At 43.1% G+C, this 15,454-nt stretch carries 15 protein-coding genes and 1 other annotated feature; of the genes, 7 read left to right on the top strand and 8 right to left on the bottom strand.

Features of this window, described 5'->3' with window-relative positions:
- The first annotated feature begins 9 nt into the window (after positions 1-9).
- Positions 10-393, top strand: a complete 384-nt coding sequence (locus tag NST40_RS12850) for a winged helix-turn-helix transcriptional regulator (RefSeq protein ID WP_076125996.1) — start codon at positions 10-12, stop codon at positions 391-393.
- Positions 394-543: 150 nt separating this feature from the next.
- On the opposite strand, the gene NST40_RS12845 is transcribed toward NST40_RS12850, so the two are convergent.
- The gene (locus NST40_RS12845; RefSeq protein ID WP_036686349.1) at positions 544-969 is read right to left on the bottom strand and encodes a hypothetical protein; all 426 of its coding nucleotides are present in this window, start codon (positions 967-969) and stop codon (positions 544-546) included.
- A 197-nt stretch (positions 970-1,166) separates the two neighbouring features.
- Positions 1,167-1,449 (top strand) — a binding site (T-box leader).
- A gap of 102 nt (positions 1,450-1,551) precedes the next feature.
- Here NST40_RS12845 and trpS point away from each other — a divergent pair.
- A complete protein-coding gene (gene trpS, locus NST40_RS12840; protein ID WP_342410743.1) occupies positions 1,552-2,514 on the top strand; it encodes a tryptophan--tRNA ligase in 963 nt (320 codons plus the stop codon).
- Between the two features lie 100 nt (positions 2,515-2,614).
- Here trpS and NST40_RS12835 read toward each other — a convergent pair whose 3' ends face one another.
- The 3 genes from NST40_RS12835 to NST40_RS12825 form a co-directional block, all read right to left on the bottom strand.
- Positions 2,615-3,847 (bottom strand): aminopeptidase, encoded by a 1,233-nt coding sequence (locus NST40_RS12835; protein ID WP_076189916.1) that lies wholly within the window; start codon positions 3,845-3,847, stop codon positions 2,615-2,617.
- 104 nt (positions 3,848-3,951) lie between these two features.
- A complete protein-coding gene (locus NST40_RS12830; RefSeq protein WP_340975817.1) occupies positions 3,952-4,410 on the bottom strand; it encodes a hypothetical protein in 459 nt (152 codons plus the stop codon).
- Between the two features lie 103 nt (positions 4,411-4,513).
- Entirely contained in the window at positions 4,514-4,861 is a 348-nt protein-coding gene (locus NST40_RS12825) for a hypothetical protein (protein WP_076125990.1), read from the bottom strand.
- A gap of 152 nt (positions 4,862-5,013) precedes the next feature.
- Here NST40_RS12825 and NST40_RS12820 point away from each other — a divergent pair, with 152 nt between their 5' ends.
- On the top strand, positions 5,014-6,150 hold the full coding sequence (locus NST40_RS12820) for a VanZ family protein (RefSeq protein ID WP_339248431.1): 1,137 nt from the start codon (positions 5,014-5,016) through the stop codon (positions 6,148-6,150).
- A gap of 87 nt (positions 6,151-6,237) precedes the next feature.
- Complete coding sequence (locus NST40_RS12815) at positions 6,238-7,677, top strand: serine hydrolase (protein WP_339248430.1); 1,440 nt, start codon at positions 6,238-6,240, stop codon at positions 7,675-7,677.
- Between the two features lie 67 nt (positions 7,678-7,744).
- Here NST40_RS12815 and NST40_RS12810 read toward each other — a convergent pair whose 3' ends face one another.
- Positions 7,745-8,509, bottom strand: coding sequence for an exodeoxyribonuclease III (locus NST40_RS12810; protein ID WP_076219164.1), 765 nt, complete (start codon positions 8,507-8,509; stop codon positions 7,745-7,747).
- 191 nt (positions 8,510-8,700) lie between these two features.
- On the opposite strand from NST40_RS12810, the gene NST40_RS12805 reads away from it, so the two are divergent.
- Both NST40_RS12805 and NST40_RS12800 read left to right on the top strand, forming a co-directional pair.
- Positions 8,701-9,846, top strand: a complete 1,146-nt coding sequence (locus NST40_RS12805; protein ID WP_076219161.1) for an MFS transporter — start codon at positions 8,701-8,703, stop codon at positions 9,844-9,846.
- Positions 9,847-10,008: 162 nt separating this feature from the next.
- Positions 10,009-10,296, top strand: coding sequence for a hypothetical protein (locus tag NST40_RS12800; RefSeq protein WP_076125983.1), 288 nt, complete (start codon positions 10,009-10,011; stop codon positions 10,294-10,296).
- A gap of 60 nt (positions 10,297-10,356) precedes the next feature.
- On the opposite strand, the gene NST40_RS12795 is transcribed toward NST40_RS12800, so the two are convergent.
- A complete protein-coding gene (locus NST40_RS12795) occupies positions 10,357-11,217 on the bottom strand; it encodes a helix-turn-helix transcriptional regulator (RefSeq protein ID WP_076125982.1) in 861 nt (286 codons plus the stop codon).
- A gap of 127 nt (positions 11,218-11,344) precedes the next feature.
- On the opposite strand from NST40_RS12795, the gene fabF reads away from it, so the two are divergent.
- Positions 11,345-12,583 carry a beta-ketoacyl-ACP synthase II gene (gene fabF, locus NST40_RS12790; RefSeq protein ID WP_339248426.1) on the top strand — a complete coding sequence of 413 codons (1,239 nt, stop codon included), beginning with the start codon at positions 11,345-11,347 and terminating at the stop codon, positions 12,581-12,583.
- Between the two features lie 84 nt (positions 12,584-12,667).
- Here fabF and NST40_RS12785 read toward each other — a convergent pair whose 3' ends face one another.
- Both NST40_RS12785 and NST40_RS12780 read right to left on the bottom strand, forming a co-directional pair.
- Complete coding sequence (locus NST40_RS12785; protein ID WP_339248424.1) at positions 12,668-14,134, bottom strand: family 43 glycosylhydrolase; 1,467 nt, start codon at positions 14,132-14,134, stop codon at positions 12,668-12,670.
- Between the two features lie 189 nt (positions 14,135-14,323).
- Positions 14,324-15,391 carry an ABC transporter ATP-binding protein gene (locus tag NST40_RS12780; RefSeq protein WP_076135552.1) on the bottom strand — a complete coding sequence of 356 codons (1,068 nt, stop codon included), beginning with the start codon at positions 15,389-15,391 and terminating at the stop codon, positions 14,324-14,326.
- Positions 15,392-15,454 lie beyond the last annotated feature (63 nt).

Below are 15,454 nucleotides of genomic sequence, written 5' to 3'. Positions count from 1 at the left end.
GAGGTTATCATGACAACAACATCTACAACAACTGTCAAGAAAAAATACAATATTTCTGTTGAAGCCACACTAGAGGTCATCGGAGGGAAATGGAAATGCGTAATTCTATGTCATTTAACTCATGGCAAAAAACGCACCTCCGAGTTAAAACAGTTGATGCCCGGCATTACTCAAAAAATGTTAACCCAGCAGCTACGCGAGCTTGAGGCAGATGGAATCATCAACCGAATTGTTTATAATCAGGTTCCACCAAAAGTAGAATACGAGCTTAGTGAATATGGGGATAGTTTAAGCGATATTTTGACTGCATTATGTAATTGGGGAGAACAACATATCATTAAACAATACGGCGATAAATACGCTGTTTTAGAGGATAACATCTTAAATAAATAAACCGCTATATGAAGGAAATGGTTGGAGATTTATGCTGTGAGAGTTGTACTTCAATTATACACCCACGAAAAAAGGACAGCTGAATCAGATCGATTCAACTGTCCAAAGCATTGATTCACCCGTCCCTTAAATGGCGCACAGAGACATAACTTAAATTACGCCCTCTCCTCCAATAGCAGTTGCTGTGAATGATATGGGTCCAAATAGATTGATAGGCAAGTTGCTATCATTCTGAATTACCAATTCATAGTTGTGGACTCCAATATAAGCACCATCGACCCACTGAGCACTTAATTGAATATCAGTAATTGTAGTAAAACGATAAAAGGATCTATAAATATCGACTCCAGCTCGTCGGATGATAACAAGAAATTGGCTATTAGCAAGTGCAGTAAGACTAAAACTACCATTTAACTCGACTCTACTGGAGAAAGAAGCCGGATTAGCCGGACTAATATTTACTTGTGCTGTGGCTAGACCCGCTCCAGCTCCAGGAATCCCTGCAACCGTTATAGCAGTAGTAAACGGATCTAAAGGGATTTTTGCCTGTGACCCATAACTTATTATTGTCGCCATTTATCATCACTCCATTTCAAGGTTATAGAGTAGTATATTGTGAATCCGCAATGATAGATTGGACTTAATTCCTGATGATTATATACATTTAAGGTATACTTTGCTAGATCATATAAACCTAGATACCTCGTCAATCACCATACGATTTCTACTCATTGACAACACCCCTGTTCAGAATTACAATAATTCACATATCATGAACAACGATGACAAAGGGTAAGTAGACAGACGAACATGGTCTTCAGAGAGCCGGTGGTAGGTGCGAACCGGTGACCAGCGTATGCTCGAATGGCCTTTATAGTTGTTTTTCCGAACTATCTTAATGGATGCAGTAGGGAAAACCGGGGTTCCCGCCGTTATCAAGGGACCTGTATCGAGAATAAATTCAACCTCTCCGTACAGGTAAGAGAAGATCGAAAGCCAAGAATCGTAAGGTGACACGATCATTTAAGGTGGTACCACGACAACTTCGTCCTTATTGGATGAGGTTTTTTTGTCATTTAAAGGAGGTGATGGCCATGGATGATGGCTGGTGGTGGCGACTCGAGTGTAACCAAATGCTAAATAACAGGAGGAATTTATATGATGAACGAACGTGTCTTAACTGGAGATCGAGTGACTGGAAAGCTTCACCTTGGCCATTACGCCGGCAGCTTGCAGACCCGAGTAGCCCTTCAGGAGCAATATGAAACTTTTGTGTTTTTAGCGGATATTCAAGCCCTAACGACCCATTTTGATCGTCCACAGCTGCTGGGTCAACATCTGCATGAGATCACACTGGACTATTTATCTGCGGGTATAAATCCGGAGAAAACAACTATATTTATTCAATCGATGATCCCTGAAATCGCAGAGCTGACCCTCTTGTTCTCTATGTTTGTTACTGTGAATTCTTCACGGCATAATCCCACGATTAAAGCCGAATCGAAAAATTCGAGCTTAGATGAATTGTATTACGGTTTTCTTGGTTATCCAGTTAGTCAGACTGCTGACATAACATTTTGTAAAGCAACGATCATTCCTGTAGGGGAAGACCAACTCCCTCATCTGGAATTAACCCGCAAAATCGTCCGCAGATTCAACGAGCTGTACAGCCCGATACTGGTGGAACCCAAAGCGCTGATCAGTGAGACGCCGAGGCTTGTGGGTACGGATGGCAACGCTAAAATGAGTAAAAGCCTTGGCAATGCCATCGAGCTGGACTCCACTAAGGAAGAGATTATCTTTAAGATACGAAAAGCCACAACCGATCCAGCGCGTGTGCATAAAAATGATCCTGGACATCCAGATATCTGTCCTATTTTTGCTTATCATGGTGCTTTTCGCTCAGCGGGGGTAACCGAAATTCGTGAAGGCTGTGAGCGGGGTACCATGGGTTGTTCTGCTTGCAAACAGTTGATTTCGACAGCTCTAGATCAGCTTATAGAACCGATGCGAGAGCGTCGTTCCTATTATGCTACTAAGCAAGCTTGTGCAGGAAATCTTAATCTCTGGAACACAGCATGCCCGCAGCATTGCTCAAGAAACAATGGCCGAAGTACGTGAGGCTATGAGTCTTAACTATTTTTCAATCTAAAAATGACCAATATAGGCACTCAAAAAAAGCCGGAATCTCATTGGAAGAGATCCGGCTTTTTTCTTCTCCTTACAACACCCAATTTCCCTTACGGAATACGGGTTCAATCGTGCCGTCCGCCAGCTCTCCGTCAATATCCAGCTCTGCTGAACCGATCATAAAATCGACATGAGTTAAGCTGACATTAGCTCCTCTAGCCACAAGCTCTTCGTTCGTAAGCTTTGTGCCGCCTTCAATATTTACAGGATAAGCACTTCCTAGCGCGAAATGGCAGGAGGCATTCTCATCAATCCCTGTATTGTAAAAAATACGGTTCAAGCGAGAGATTGGAGAATCATGCTGCACTAAGGCTACTTCTCCTAGATAAGATGCACCTTCATCCGTTGCCAGCAGTGAGGTTAAATGTTCGCGTCCGGATTCAGCTTCATAAGCTACGACTTTCCCTTTTTCAAAAGTGAATGAAAGTCCTTCAACTAACCGTCCATTCAAATTAAGAGGGAGCGTGCTTCTAACTGTGCCATTAACGCCAGTACGATGGGGCATGGAATAAATCTCTTCCGTTGGCATATTAGCTACAAAATATACGCCTTTATCATTCTCACCGCCACCCCCGCGCCATAAATGGCCTTCCGGAAGCTCTACATGCAGATCCGTTCCCGGAGCACGGTAATGCAAGCTTTTATAACGTTTAGCGTTCATTCTGTCCTGACTTTCTTTCAACTGACCAATATGCTCTCTCCAAGCAGCTACCGGATCATTGCTGCCCACACGGTTCATCTGGAATACAGCTTCCCACATCGCCTCTACCCGCTCTTCTTCAGGAAGATCGGCAAAAACCTTGTTCGCCCAAGCACGTGTTGGCGCTTTGACCAGAGACCAGCTGATTTTGCTGTTCCGAGTATATTTGGAGTAGTTCTTGCGAGCAACAGCCGCTGCTTTGACTGCTCTAGATACCTTAGAAGAATCAATGCCATTAAACAGTTCAGGATCAGGTACTTTAATATGTAAGATGGCACCATTCTCTTCCGCGAATTTCTCCATCATCTCAGCCTGCCACTGTGGATAGTAATCGAAAGAATCCTCTGGGGCTTTTTCATAACGGATCCGTGTAGTTGCTTCATCGTCCCAGTCAACAATTACATATTTAGCTCCCGCTTCATAGGCTTTCGCTACAATCAAGCGAGTAAGTTCTGCGGTTTCTATCGGTGCATGTACCATAAGGACTTGTCCAGGCTGTACATTTACTCCTACTTTTACAACTAGGTTCGCATATTTCTCCAGCATTACTTCAAAATCTTTCATGAATTCTCTTCCTCCATCTCTAGGGTTGCTATAAGGACTCGGTCAGCTTCACTTCTTATTTTAACGCAAAACGAGGATAGTTGCGATTCGATTTAGATTCTCAGCTACTTCACTTCAGGTATTTCACCTGTATAGACACCTAGATCATTCTTATGAATCTCTACATTGGACGTTCCGATCTGCTTATCATTATGGTAAGCAATCACTGTGATCTTGGTATCCTGAGGTTCATCTATTTGCTTATTCCCCCCATCCATTGGACTCCAATAAATTTGATCTCCAGATTTGATTTTCAGCTCAAGACCTTTGTTATGCACCTTGTAGTCAGGGGGAGTCCATAACAATAAATTGCCGGATGTAGCCTGTATCTTAATAACATCCGCCCCTTCAGCAGTTATAAGCATAGGTAATCCTGGAGCACTACTATCAGTCACCCTGTATTCCGCTGTTGGGAACATAACATCCGGTTTTACCTCAAGTGATTGATTATTATGCCGCAAAATAAAGAAGAAAAAAAGTAAAATCGTTAAGCCCATGACGCCTGCGATGATTATTTTTTTCACTATTCAACCTCCCTTCCACCCTAATACTGTAACATATTTCCTTAATTTGGACAGTTATGAGCCAAATAAAGCGGCTCCCGCGAGGAACCGCTCACTTCAATCCCTATTTTTTATCCACCTGTAACAGTGTCACTGTCTTCAAAGCATAAGTATGCATGATTTTATCCTCTGAAATTACATTCAACTTGGTCAAGCTTGCCACCTTTGCCGGATCTGATTTGGAGAGCAAACGCCACACTTCGGGGTCTGATAAGGTCTCATATAACTTTGCATCATCATATTCTTTGCGGTTTTGCACGACCAGCTTCACTTTATAGCTGCCAATTTCAGTCTCGTTAGTTTCCTGCTGACTACAATAATTTAAAATATCCTGACGAAGCTCGGCCAATTCTTTTTCAATATCCTTTTGTTTTTGCTTGAGCCGATAATACTGCTGAACCTTTTTCTCCATCCACTTCACGCTCCTTCATAGACATATGTATGCCGGAAACGTTCGATAAATTAGTTGAGTTCCCTATCATAAAAACTTATAATGAGCCGGGGATAGCTTATTTCCAAGTAGAGTCAATTTTCTTATAAAAACAATTCCACGGCAGGTGACTTATGTTTCATTCGTACTTTTTTCCAATTTCGTATGCGTTCATGATGTTTCCAATAGCAGCGCTGGTCTTCACACTACCTTTTCTTATCGTACAATACCGCAGACATGGCTATATACATAAGCTTAGAGCTTTAATCCTATATCTGCTGCTGCTCTATCTGATGAACGCTTATTTTCTTGTCTTGCTTCCTTTTCCATCCTCCCGGCACAATGCTGCACCTTCTGGGAGTATCGTCCAATTCATTCCCCTTCAGTTTATTCAGGATATTGTGGATGGATCGTCAATCATCCCTGAACAAATCTCGACCTACTGGTCATTACTGCGTGAGCCTGCATTTTTACAGGTCATTTTTAACGTTGCATTGACCGTACCGTTTGGAATGTTTTTGGGCTATTATTTTCGTACACGCTGGGTCGTGTGCATTCTACTATCCTTTGCCTTTTCCTTGTCCTTTGAGATCACGCAGATTACAGGAATTTATGGTTTCTTCGATCATCCTTACCGTCTTTTTGATGTCGATGATCTCATTACCAACACAATCGGAGGGATTTTTGGATTTCGAATTTCCATTTGGATCTCCGGGCTATTGCCACGTATAGAACAACTGGATACAAACATTGACCGCGCTGCCAAAAGAGTCTCCTATACCCGCAGAGGAATAGCTTTTCTAATCGATAGTATGGTGTGGAGCATCGGGTTTGGGGTACTCTTCGGATTCGATATAAAAGCTGCCTTCTGGATTGTAACTGGTATTTACTTCATGCTTGTTCCGGCTCTCACGGGCGGACGGACCTTAGGGAAATGGATGGTGCGGATTCGGGTGAAGAGCAGCGGGAATCTTGCTTTTTTCTGGGCTCTGATGATCAGATATGGCCTGCTATATTGGGTACTGCTTGGGATTCACGCTCTTTTGCTTGATTCCGCCCTTCTAGGGCATCTTTCCTCCGTATGGAATATGCTTATTCATCTGTTTGTTCTATTGCTAGACTTGGCTTTCTTTATTCATTTAGTCATTAGTATATTCAAAAAAGAAACTCAGCTAATGTATGAGAAACTAAGTCGAACTTCTCATGTTATTTCTTGGCCAGAGAAACGGCTCCAATCTGATGTATCCAGCAACAGCCCTGTAGAAAGCTAAACTAGTTATTATTTAAATGGTATTTTTACATTGGAAATTATTATAGAATTAGGAGGTGAGCATTCTCAAAATTTAGGAGATGAGCGTATGGAAACTACAAGCAGCTTGCAGTTATCTAGAAGTCTTCCAGAAGAACAGGGGATTTCATCAACCGCAATATCCTGCTTTATTAGTGCAGTAGAAGAACAAAATTTAGGCCTGCACAGCTTTATGCTATTACGACATGGTTATGTGGTCTCTGAAGGCTGGTGGGCTCCTTACAGGTCCGTTCTTCCGCATATGTTATTTTCCCTTAGCAAAAGCTTCACCTCAACCGCAATCGGGTTTGCTGTTACTGAGAAACTTGTCACCCTCGATGATTCTGTCCTCTCCTTTTTCCCTGAAGAGGCTCCTTCGACTATCACGGAGAATCTATCCAATATGACAATCAGACATCTATTGATGATGGGTACCGGGCATGTCGTGGATACTATGGACACCCTTCGCAAAAGTAGCGACGGGAATTGGGTGAAAGCTTTCTTCTCCGTCCCCGTCGAGAAACAACCGGGTACACATTTCCTATATAATACCGGTGCTACTTACATGCTGGCCGCGATCCTTCAACGGGTTACTGGCCAAACACTGCTAGAATATTTAGAACCGCGCCTCTTCGTTCCTCTGGGCATTCACGGTGCTACGTGGGAGTCTTGTCCACGTGGAATTAACACAGGGGGTTTTGGCTTAAACATTGCAACCGAGGATATCGCTAAATTCGGCCAGCTATACTTACAAAAAGGAATCTGGAATAATCAACGGGTACTGCCTGAAAAGTGGATTAATGAGGCTACTTCCAAACATATTTCCAATGGCGAAGGTGATCATGACTGGGCAATGGGATATGGGTATCAGTTCTGGCAATGCCAGCACGGTGGCTACCGGGCAGATGGCGCCTTCGGTCAACTCTGTGTTGTGCTTCCGGAGCAAGATGCCGTAATTATTACTACTGCTGCATCAGACAGTATACAAGGAATGTTGAATGCTGTGTGGGAACATCTGCTTCCCGCGATGAAGCCAGCTCCCTTGCCATTAGAGCCGGCTGCTTCTGCCCACTTGGTTGAACAATTAAAGAATTTATCTATCCATCCGCCACAACTGCAGCCCTCTTCATCACAAGAAGAACGAATAAACGGCTTAACCTATAAGCTCGATGACAACCAATTTGCCTTGGACACCTTCTCTATCTCTTTCAATAACAACGAAGCTGCAGTTACTTTACAATTTAAGACTGGAGAGGATTCTGTGATCTGTCTTGGTCGAGGGGAATGGCTCGAAAGCTTCGCACAGGTCATTGATGCTTCCTTGAACCGAATCATGTCCAGCTTTACTTGGGTTGCTGATGATCAGCTACAGCTTACTTTATTGTTTATTGAAATGCCTTTCTGCATAACTCTTGAAATAATCTTACTAGAGAATCAGCTAATTCTTAAACAAAAGTTTAATGTGAATATGGGACCGACTGAATTCCCTGAGATCATTGGCAGACTATAATTCTTAATGAATACAAAAGACCGCTTCGTCCTTTAAAGAGACTTAGCGGCCTTTTAAATATTCGATTCTAATCTGTGAAATCAGCAAGCTTGAGGATGACCGGGCAATGATCGCTCCCCATAATGTGGCAATCGATTTGGGCATCCAGCAGATTAGGTGCAAGTCTAGAAGAAGCTAGGAAATAATCAATCCGCCAGCCTACATTCCGTTCTCTCACCTTCGGCATATAAGACCACCATGAATAAACGCCTTCAAGCTCTGGATGAAAATATCTAAAGGTATCTATGAAGCCGGACTCCAGCAGCGTACTCATTTTTCCTCTTTCTTCATCGGTAAAGCCAGAGTTTCCGCGGTTAGCTTTAGCATTTTTGATATCAATATCCTGATGGGCTACGTTCATATCGCCGCATACAACGACTGGTTTTAGCTTGTCCAGTTCCAGAAGGTAATTGCGGAAGCGGTCCTCCCATTCCATTCTGTAATCCAATCTAGCCAGATCTCGTTTGGCATTTGGTGTATACACATTCACTAGATAAAAATGTTCGAACTCCAGCGTAATAATCCGGCCTTCCGCTTCATCATCCTCTTCCATTCCGTATCTCACAGAGATCGGCTTGATTTTGGTGAATATAGCTGTGCCTGAATACCCTTTTTTCACTGCATAATTCCAATATTGATAGTATTCTTCACCCTGTTCCAGAACAATCTGCCCTTCTTGCAGCTTCGTCTCCTGTACACAGAAAATATCTGCTTCTACTTCCTTAAAATAATCATCAAACCCTTTTTTAACACAGGCCCGAAGACCATTCACATTCCATGATACCAACTTTATCATTAACGTTTCTCCTTGCATTTTGCTTTGATAGTAACCAGTTTATCATATTACGGCCAGAAATTTATAGAGGGTTAGGGTCATCTTGAGCAGTTCCGCGAATAGATTTATATCCTAATCATTTATTATCCATGATACAATAGCAAAATTGACTCTATACAAATTTTCTAACACGTGAGGTAAAAAAACTTATGAATGCACCAAATCTTTTACGAGGGTTTAACTTTTTGTATTTTGCTCTGCTAGCCATGTTTATTCCCTTTCTGCCAGTCTATCTAAGTGAACAAGGGCTAAGCCCATCGCAAATCGGCTTCATTATTGGAACTGGTGGTTTTGTTACCATCGTTGCCCAGCCTTTATGGGGGATGATCAGTGATAAAACAAAGACCATCCGCAAAGTGCTGTTAGCTCTGCTGTTATGCTCAGCGGTAACCGGATACTTTTTGTTCGATTCCAGCAGTTACGTTGTTCTCATTCTTTTTGCTATGCTGCTGTATTTCTTCTTGATGCCCATTGATCCGCTGACAGAAAGCTTGAATTTCCGAGTCTCTGAGGCGGCTGGAATTAGCTATGGTTCTATCCGTACATATGGTGCGCTAGGTTATGGTGTAATGGCTCTGATTACTGGCTATGTGCTTGGTTTTTTCGGCTCTCATGGAATAGCTCTTCTGTTTGTTGCCATTTGCCTTATAAGCTTTATAGTAAGCTGGAACATGCCAGATGCCCCCGTCACAGGTAAGCCGGTCACGCTGGATAGCCTCAAGCACTTTTTTGGCAACAAAAAGACATTGATGTTTCTGGTGCTCATATTTATTAGCTCTGTACCCGCACGAATGAACGATACATTTATTGGAGTTTATATTCGTGAGCTTGGTGGCAGTCCTCAACTGGTAGGCCAATCATTTTTCCTCGCGGCAATAAGTGAAATCATTGTCTTTGCATTAAGCTTCTGGTGGTTGCGAAAAGGAAAAGAACTGATTATCATATCGATTTCCGGAGCCTTCTATTTCCTTCGTTTCTTGATTTCAGCTTGGATCATTGATCCACACTTGTTAGCGTATTTGCAGATTCTGCAAATTCTTACCTTCCCTGTGTTCTACTCGGCTGCTATTCAATACCTCTACAGCATTGTACCCGAGGAATGGCGTGCTACAGGGCAAACCGTCCTTGCACTATTGTTCTTCGGTGTATCAGGTATCCTGGCTTCTTATGCTGGTGGGGCATTATATGATGCCTTTGGGGGTAAAGCTCTTTACTTAACGATATCCGCAATGTCGTTTGTCGGCATGCTATTCGGATTGATACTGTATCTGATTTATCGTAATAAAACGGAATAAGCGTACGAAAACAAACCGGGGATGTCCCAGCCGCTTTCTAAGTGGCTATTGGACATCCCCGGTTTTTTCTATTAAAAAGTGCTAATTCACCATGGCATTCGCTCTAGCATTAATAGATTTTCAACATAGAATATTCTATCAAACGAAAAGGAGGTCGTTACTATGGCCATCGTATTACCGCTTCAATATTTCAATTTAGCCCCTGTCATTGGTAAATCTTATTATGAAAACCTTGCAGGTGGAATTAACGCTGCTGTTACTGTGAACAATAACTCCAACTTCCCAGTAGATTTAGTAATCACTCGTGTAAATGCTCCAGTTATCACATACACGATTCCAGCATTCAATAGCCTTACGCTTGCAGTTCATGCCCTTTTGGTAGCTGCACTCTTAAGCACTCCTGCTGGCACCACATTCGGAACTATTGAAATTTCAACATCAGATTTCTAATAGTGTAACATTAAGCATCTCTAGCTGGAAGTTCAGCTAGGGATGCTTCTCTATGTGCATCTAGCTTAATCCTTCTATTGTGTGCTGCTCCATAAGCTGCTTCAGCTTGGTTTCAGTATTCGAATCTCCCGCAGGAGTATAGATGCTGCAGCGTAAATCTGCACTGCCATGAACCTGCAAAGAGGTTAGATGAAATAACATTTTTCCCGCCTTGGCATGTCTGAATTCTAGTAACACATCCGGGGCCGAACTAACCCGACTTTGCTCCCACATCTCATTAAAAGCCGGATGCAATTCTTTCAATTCCTCTATAAATTCATCATACCAATGATCCTCTACATACTGTCCGTAATACGCTCTGAAGATAGAAAGATAACCGCTGACGAATTGTTCCCAATTCACTGCTAAGCGCCTAAACTCCTTACGAACAAATAACAATCGGATCATATTCCGCTCTTCGATGGGCAGCTTTGAGAAATCAAGAAAAACATGGGCGGCAGCTTCATTCCAACCGACGATTCCGCAACGTCTATCAGAAATTATCGTAGGACAATATTTAAGTTCCTGTAAAATTTTCTGCAGCGAAGGACTAATTACGGAAGATTCATCTTGCGGATAGGGTGTGGTTCCGGTTCCAGTTTCTAAAGCCAGTGCAAAGAGATACTTCCGCTCATCTTTAGTCAGCCTAAGTGCAGTGGCAATACAGTCCAAAACAGAGGACGAGACTTTTATATCTCTGCCTTGTTCAAGCCACGTATACCAGGTACTGCTTACCCCTGCAAGCTGTGCAACCTCTTCCCTGCGGAGTCCTGGCGTTCTTCTGCGTGTGCCTTCTGGCAAGCCTACAGAGCTTGGTGAAATTGCCGCACGACGTGCTTTCAAAAAATCAGATAATGCTTGTAATCTTGTTTGATTAGCCATAAGCTACCTCCACTTTGGGATTTCTGTTCCTTTAGTATAGTACAAATTATACTAGGATAAACGATAACTTGTAATAGGATAAATAAAGTGGAAAAATACTAGTATACACTAGCTGAGGAGGTTCATTATGGAACGCGTAGTGATTACAGGCATGGGCTTAATCTCACCACTTGGAAATACAATCGGGCAATTTTGGGATCGGCTAATTTCTGGTGAATCGGGTATATCCCCGATCACTTCATTTGATACAACAGGTTTTAAGACGAGAATTGCCGGCGAAGTACGTGATTTCGATGCAGAAGGCAGATTTGGGCGTAAAGAGGCACGGCGAATGGACAGATTCAGTCAGTTTGCCCTCGCAGCTACTGAAGAGGCTTGGAAACATTCTGGCCTCCAGCTTGATAAGATTGACAAGGAGAGACTTGGCGTTTATGTAGGATCTGGTGTTGGAGGAATTCAGACCTTGATGGATCAAGGTACGGTCCTGAAAGAGCGTGGACCTGATCGAGTCAGCCCTACCTTAATTCCCATGATGATCTCCAATATGGCTGCGGCGATGATCAGCATTAAATTTGGAGCTCTCGGCCCGACCATGTCTCCAGTAACAGCTTGTTCTATTGGAAATACTGCGATTGGTGAGGCCTTCCGTTTAATTCGTTATGGCGGTGCGGACATTGTTATAGCCGGGGGTTCTGAAGCTGCTATTACTGAAATCTCGTTGGCCAGCTTCGGGAATGCCACCTCTTTATCTACACGAAATGAAGAGCCTGCTAAAGCGAGCCGCCCTTTCGATGGAGGACGGGATGGCTTTGTAATCGGTGAAGGTGGCGGCATAGTCATTCTTGAGTCACTCTCCCACGCTCAACGTAGAAACGCCAAGATTCACGGCGAAGTGATCGGGTATGGTGCTAGCTCTGATGCTTATCATATGGTTGCCACTCATCCAGAGGGGATTGGTGCCTATCAAGCTATGAAGTTAGCGCTAAATGAAGCTAATCTCCAGCCCCACAACGTAGATGTAATCAGTGCGCATGCGACAAGTACAGTAGTAGGAGACCATTCTGAAACCCTAGCGATTAAAAAATTATTTGACGAGCATGCCTACCACATCCCCGTAACCGCTAATAAGTCCATGACTGGACATGCTTTAGGGGCCGCTGGCGGCTTAGAAGCCATTGCCTTAGTTAAGAGTATCCAAGAAGGAATCATTCCTCCTACCATCAATCAGGACACGCCTGATTCCATCTGTGATTTAGATTACGTACCTAACAATGCACGAAAAGCTAATCTCGAAATAGGCATCTCCAATTCATTTGGCTTCGGCGGCCATAATGCTGTTATTGTGATCCGAAAGTTCGTAGACTAATCCTACATTATAAAAGGGGTTTCAACTTAGCCATTACACATGACTAGTTGAAACCCCTTCTGCTGTTAATCCTTTTAAACTATCTTATTCCGAAGGTGATACATGACTTCCCCAGATAGAGATCCCTTCATTAGAAACCGCGGTGAACGTCATAACATTACTGGCTGTAGCTTCATTCCACTCTTTCAGGAACACACCCTTATAAGTAGAACCACCTATCGTTAACTCTGCAGTATGATCGTCGATAAGCTTCCACTTGCCCTTTACTGCGCCTTTGATTTTACCACTCTTCGTCAATTGAATTAGCTCCGATTGCACGATATCTGCCGTAATTTCTTTATTATGATTCACATATTTGTATTCGCCTGCGATTTGCTCTTTCGTATATTTATCAATGCTCTCGCCACCATAACGGTGTGGTGCGACCACCGGCCAGCCATCAGCGTTCATGAACATCTGGTGTACTCTAACCTCATGTTTTTCACCACGATTCGGGAACCTTGTATGGAAGATCAAATAATACTTGCCAGTCTCTTCATCGTAAAATGCGGAGTTATGTCCTGGTGATACATATCCTTCCCCACTTACTGGGAGCTCATCGTCATTATTCAGGAATTCGAAATTCCCCATGAGTTTAACTCCGTAAGGAGCATAAGCAGGATCATCAAACAATACGCCAGCTGTGCCCTGTGAATCGATCATATCCTGGCCCTCAGAATCTTCAAAAGGTCCATCAGGTGTCTTCGAGCGAGCTACACGGATGTTATATCCGCCATCAGCAGCCAGCCCCCCGTAGGATAGGAACAGGTAGTAGTAATCCGTCTCAGGACTGTACAGCATATAGGGAGCTTCTATCCGCGCATGATTTGCGCCTAGAAGCTTTTTGCCATAACCTTGATCTGGCAGTGGGAATCCTGTGCTTGTATCCAGTTCCATAATAAAAATACCACCGGAATAAGAACCATACACCATCCACAATCTGCCTTCTTTATCAAAGAACACATCCGGATCTACAACATTCGGCTTTTGTGTGGCATCATAAGTTTCTCCGTCATCGCCTACACCCACCATACCTGACTTTAAGAAGATCCCTTTGTTCTTATAAGGTCCTTCAATATGGTCTGACACGGCTATACCAAGTGCTGATAATGGGGAATCACCTTTACACGCGTTGTAATACATATAATATTTACCATCCGCCAATTGAATGACATCCGGTGCCCATAAAGTGTCCGTCTTTCCCCAGGTTAAGGCCTCTTTTAATTCCTCTTTGACATTCGGGATGAGTACGTTTCCATCAACAACTCCAGAGGACAATTGAGTCCAGGACATCAGGTCGTCGGATTTAGCAGAAGCCAAATGCGAGCCAAACACATAGTACTTATTATCAGCCAAAATAATGGAAGGATCATGTACAGAAACATTCTTGAAGACAGGCTGAACAGGCTCAGGTCCGCTGTTTGTGTTGCCAGAATTAGCCGTGTCGTTGTTACATGCGGTTACAGCTAATAATGAAACACTAAGTAAAGTAGTAATAATTATCTTCTTCATCGTTATACCCCCTATGTATGCCTTTTCATTTTGAGATGAAAACGATAAATAGTCAACCCTTTTATTTAATTAAGTTCGTATTAATTCATATTTATTTAAATAATAGTGAACATTGTAGAAAATAAAAAAAACGCTAAGCCAACTAAATGGCCTAGCGTTTCCTCTTATTATTTAGTTAAAACAAGTTGCTTACTTAGCGCCTTCTTGCACTAAAACTGGCTCTGGATAAGCGTTCTTAAGTATACGTTGTCTATTCTTAACGACTGTTGGCGGTTCCACCTTAGGTGCCATCGGATGCATTAACCAAGACTTCACCATATGGGTATCCGAAACCTTATACATTGGAGGCTCTTTCTCCATATCGATTTGCATAGCATAGGTGCTGCGAAGTGCGAAGGCATCACCCTTAGGCGGTTTGATCAAATCTGGAGGGGTACCAGGAATAGCGGTAAGCAAAGAACCTTTGCTCTCTAAACTTGGCATGGATGCAAGCAATCCCCAAGTGTAAGGATGTCTTGGATCGTAGAAGATCTCTTCTGCAGTTCCCATTTCAACAATTTGTCCGGCATACATTACCGCTACACGATCCGCCATTCTTGCTACAACACCAAGATCATGGGTGATAAAAATAATCGCCGTATCAATCTTCTTCTGCAATTCCTTCATCAGGTCAAGAATCTGTGCCTGAATGGTAACGTCGAGCGCTGTAGTTGGCTCATCCGCAATCAGAAGCTTAGGGTTTGCTGCAAGTGCCATTGCGATAACGACACGTTGACGCATACCGCCACTGAACTCATGCGGATATTGATTGAAGCGGCGCTCTGGTGAAGGAATACCTACTAGCGTAAGCAGTTCAACCCCACGTTTATTGGCAGCTTCTTTGGAGATTTTCTCATGTTTGTGCAGTACTTCAGTAATTTGTCTGCCGACCTTCATCATCGGGTTCAAGGAAGTCATCGGATCCTGAAAAATCATACCGATCTCTTTACCACGAATCTTCTGCATTTGCTTCTCAGTCTTACCGATCAAATCTTGTCCATCAAATAAAATTTGTCCACGTTTATATTCTCCTGGCGGCGTTGGGACTAGCTTCATTACCGCTTGTGAAGTTACACTTTTACCGGAACCGGATTCCCCAACTATCGCTAGAGTTTCACCTTTATCTACATGGAAGCTAACACCACGGATCGCTTGTACTTCTCCACCGTGTGTTTTGAATGATATCGCTAGATCTTTTACCTCTAAAAGGCGCTCCATCTTGTCACCCTCTCATTTCCTCGTCAATTATGATAATGATTCTCACCAAGTTGTAAGCAATAA

Source organism: Paenibacillus sp. FSL R10-2778, assembly GCF_038593035.1.
Classification (GTDB): domain Bacteria; phylum Bacillota; class Bacilli; order Paenibacillales; family Paenibacillaceae; genus Paenibacillus_AQ; species Paenibacillus_AQ odorifer.
Note: the sequence above shows the minus strand (reverse complement) of the source record. Positions and strands in the feature narration are given on the sequence as shown.

Bases quoted from the DNA above. Each gene is read 5' to 3' on its own strand.
- NST40_RS12850 (WP_076125996.1), top strand. From the start codon at position 10: ATGACAACAACATCTACAACAACTGTCAAGAAAAAATACAATATTTCT.
- NST40_RS12845 (WP_036686349.1), bottom strand. From the start codon at position 969: ATGGCGACAATAATAAGTTATGGGTCACAGGCAAAAATCCCTTTAGAT.
- trpS (WP_342410743.1), top strand. From the start codon at position 1,552: ATGATGAACGAACGTGTCTTAACTGGAGATCGAGTGACTGGAAAGCTT.
- NST40_RS12835 (WP_076189916.1), bottom strand. From the start codon at position 3,847: ATGAAAGATTTTGAAGTAATGCTGGAGAAATATGCGAACCTAGTTGTA.
- NST40_RS12825 (WP_076125990.1), bottom strand. From the start codon at position 4,861: ATGGAGAAAAAGGTTCAGCAGTATTATCGGCTCAAGCAAAAACAAAAG.
- NST40_RS12820 (WP_339248431.1), top strand. From the start codon at position 5,014: ATGTTTCATTCGTACTTTTTTCCAATTTCGTATGCGTTCATGATGTTT.
- NST40_RS12815 (WP_339248430.1), top strand. From the start codon at position 6,238: ATGGAAACTACAAGCAGCTTGCAGTTATCTAGAAGTCTTCCAGAAGAA.
- NST40_RS12805 (WP_076219161.1), top strand. From the start codon at position 8,701: ATGAATGCACCAAATCTTTTACGAGGGTTTAACTTTTTGTATTTTGCT.
- NST40_RS12800 (WP_076125983.1), top strand. From the start codon at position 10,009: ATGGCCATCGTATTACCGCTTCAATATTTCAATTTAGCCCCTGTCATT.
- NST40_RS12795 (WP_076125982.1), bottom strand. From the start codon at position 11,217: ATGGCTAATCAAACAAGATTACAAGCATTATCTGATTTTTTGAAAGCA.
- fabF (WP_339248426.1), top strand. From the start codon at position 11,345: ATGGAACGCGTAGTGATTACAGGCATGGGCTTAATCTCACCACTTGGA.
- NST40_RS12785 (WP_339248424.1), bottom strand. From the start codon at position 14,134: ATGAAGAAGATAATTATTACTACTTTACTTAGTGTTTCATTATTAGCT.
- NST40_RS12780 (WP_076135552.1), bottom strand. From the start codon at position 15,391: ATGGAGCGCCTTTTAGAGGTAAAAGATCTAGCGATATCATTCAAAACA.